The 2,575-nt window shown below is 60.2% G+C and carries 3 protein-coding genes; all 3 read left to right on the top strand.

Annotated elements, in window-relative coordinates; translation table 11 throughout:
• The first annotated feature begins 139 nt into the window (after positions 1–139).
• The 3 genes from HNQ83_RS30920 to HNQ83_RS30910 all read left to right on the top strand — a co-directional run bounded on the left by HNQ83_RS30920 (position 140) and on the right by HNQ83_RS30910 (position 2,433).
• Positions 140–1,120 carry a LysR family transcriptional regulator gene (locus HNQ83_RS30920; protein ID WP_175392627.1) on the top strand — a complete coding sequence of 327 codons (981 nt, stop codon included), beginning with the start codon at positions 140–142 and terminating at the stop codon, positions 1,118–1,120.
• Between the two features lie 172 nt (positions 1,121–1,292).
• The gene (locus tag HNQ83_RS30915) at positions 1,293–1,814 is read left to right on the top strand and encodes a GNAT family N-acetyltransferase (protein ID WP_175392626.1); all 522 of its coding nucleotides are present in this window, start codon (positions 1,293–1,295) and stop codon (positions 1,812–1,814) included.
• A gap of 124 nt (positions 1,815–1,938) precedes the next feature.
• On the top strand, positions 1,939–2,433 hold the full coding sequence (locus HNQ83_RS30910; protein ID WP_175392625.1) for a hypothetical protein: 495 nt from the start codon (positions 1,939–1,941) through the stop codon (positions 2,431–2,433).
• The last annotated feature ends 142 nt before the right edge of the window (positions 2,434–2,575 follow it).

Here is a 2,575-nt window from a genome sequence, read left to right as displayed (position 1 = left end):
GGCGAAATCATATCGCCCTTAAGAGGTGTCCGGAATTATTAGGCCAGTTCAAGCTCGCTCCTACAGGTGTGTTGTCACATCCGCTTCATGAACGATGCGCAGGATGAACTCCCAGTGATAGATCGACAGGGAGTCATCGATGTCTTTCATGGAAACCACCGGCGATCGGCGTATTGCCGACAATCGCGCGCCCCTCGATAAAACCGCTGTCTGGCGCACCCGCGCAAGGGAGATCGATCCGCTGCTGGCGAAATGTTTCAGCGTCAGCGCCCGTTGCGGCTGTTTCATGCAGGCGGCTCGGCGTCTCAATATCAAGGCAACGCGGTTGCGCAAGCTATTGGCACAGCTTGAAGCGCAGTTGCAGTGTTCATTGTTCAGCCCTTCGGATAACGGGGTTGCCCTCAGTCGTAATGGGCTGCAATTGCAGTCGCAGTTGATCGCGCTGGCCCACGAGCGCGACCTGCCAGTGATGCAGCAACCGCTGTTGCGCCTGGCCGTTGCCGAATCGATCCTGCATGACATCCTCGGTCGCGATCTGGTGGCGTTGCTGCGGCGCAACGCCAGTGTGCGCCTGGAAATCATCACGCTCGACAGCGAATTGTCCCTGCAAGCGGTCAGTGCCGACGTGGTGGTGTGGCTGGCAGGTACCGATTCGCCGTTGCCCGGCCCGAGTTTCGCCGTCAGTGAACCTCGGCGGCTGGCGCGTATCGATTATCTGCCCCACATCGCCAAGCGCTATTCACGGGTTGCTTCGCGTCCCGACACACTCGACGACCTGGCCGACTTCCTGCTGGTGCAATGGCAGCCTGACCGGCAGATCGACAGTCTCCGGCCGTGGAATGATGTGGTGGACCAGCGCCTGGCCGGGGTCGTGCAGCTGCATTCCTATGAGCTGATGCTGGAGATGATCCGCTGCAGCGCCTGCATTGGCTTGCTGCCCGGTTACATGAGCCGTTTCGATCGCGGGTTGATCGGCCTGCGGGATCTGTTCGGACAGCCGCTGCAGCGCCAGGTGTGGATGGCGGTGAATGCCGAGTCCCAGGGGGAGTCGCAGGTGCAGGGGCTGGTGGAGTTGATCCAAAACACCTTCCATGAGCGCCGGGAGTGGTTCGAGGGTTGACGCCTATTCCCCTGTGGGAGCGAGCCTGCTCGCGAAGGCGGCGCGTCAGGCAGCATCAATGTTGAATGTGATGGACCCTTCGCGAGCAGGCTCGCTCCCACAAGGGGTCTCGCCAGGCTGGAGGGCGGCGTTATAGAGTGACCGACCATGACTGCCTCAAGGATGAATCGCCATGCCCGCCACAGAGCCCATCATCACCCTCGCTCGCCTCAACGAATCCCACCTCGAAAGCCTTACCGCGCTGTATCACGAACCGGCCGTCGCCCGCCAGACAACGCAATTGCCGTTTCCTTCCACGGAGCGCTGGCGCAAGCGCCTGGAGCCGGATAACGAGCGGATGGTGCAATTGGTCGCGCTGCATCAAGGGGCAGTCATCGGCCACATCAGCCTTGAGCAATTTTCGCGCATCCGTCGCAGCCATGCCGGCAGCTTCGGTATTGGCGTTGCGCTGGGTTGGCAGGGCAAGGGCGTGGGTTCGAAACTGCTGGCGGCGGCGCTGGACATCGCCGACAACTGGATGAACCTGCACCGCGTCGAGCTGACGGTGTATGCAGACAACGAAGCCGCCATCGGCCTGTACCGAAAATTCGGTTTCGAGCGCGAAGGACTGTTACGTGACTATGCGGTGCGTGACGGCCAATGGGTCGATGTCTTGAGCATGGCGCGCCTGCGTCACAGGCCCGAGGCCGATTGATCACGCGTCCTGGACTTCATGAGGCCAAACATTCGAAGGACCTCCCGGCGTTTAGTCGTACCCAACCCGCGCGTATCTGCCATGCTGAAAATCTCAGCACTGTTTCCCTAAAAGGCATACCGCGATGGACGATGTACAGCAATTGGGCGAGATGCTCCGTCACTACGCAGACAGCGAAGCGCACAAGAGGCAAGTGTTCGAGTCGCAATCGGCCATATGGGCGACGCTCATTGGTGAACTGTTCGACCAGATCCAGCAGTGGCTGGAGCCGGTATTGGCGCCGAACCTGCTGGAGGTGAGCCGCGAACCTTATGTTGCGTTCGGGCCGAGCGTACCGGTCGAGACGTCAACGTTCAGGACCGAGAAGTTATCCATTCTGATTACCGGCAAACCGGTGGAGTTCGTACCGGACGTGATGGGGCCCGGTGGCCAGATTTCCCTGGCGGTGATGGGGTTTACCGCCGCGCGTTATGGCAGCGTTTCGCTGGTCTGCCTGCCGCCATCGGATGGCTGGCAATGGCGCAAGACCAATGGCTTGAAAGACCCGGATGTCTTTGCCTTTGATGCAGGCTTTCTGGCGCAGCAGCTGCAAAGCCTGATTCCCCGGGAGCGCAGCTGAAACATACATCCCTGTAGGAGCGAGCCTGCTCGCGATGGACGTCAACGATAACGCGCGCTGTCTGAATGATCGCGTTGCCCAGACGTTTTTCGCGAGCAGGCTGAACTGGTCAAGTAATCTTGGACACCCGTCAAGGTTCACG

It is taken from the genome of Pseudomonas sp. C2B4, assembly GCF_013359695.1.
In the GTDB taxonomy this organism is placed as follows: Bacteria; Pseudomonadota; Gammaproteobacteria; order Pseudomonadales; family Pseudomonadaceae; genus Aquipseudomonas.
Note: the sequence above shows the minus strand (reverse complement) of the source record. Positions and strands in the feature narration are given on the sequence as shown.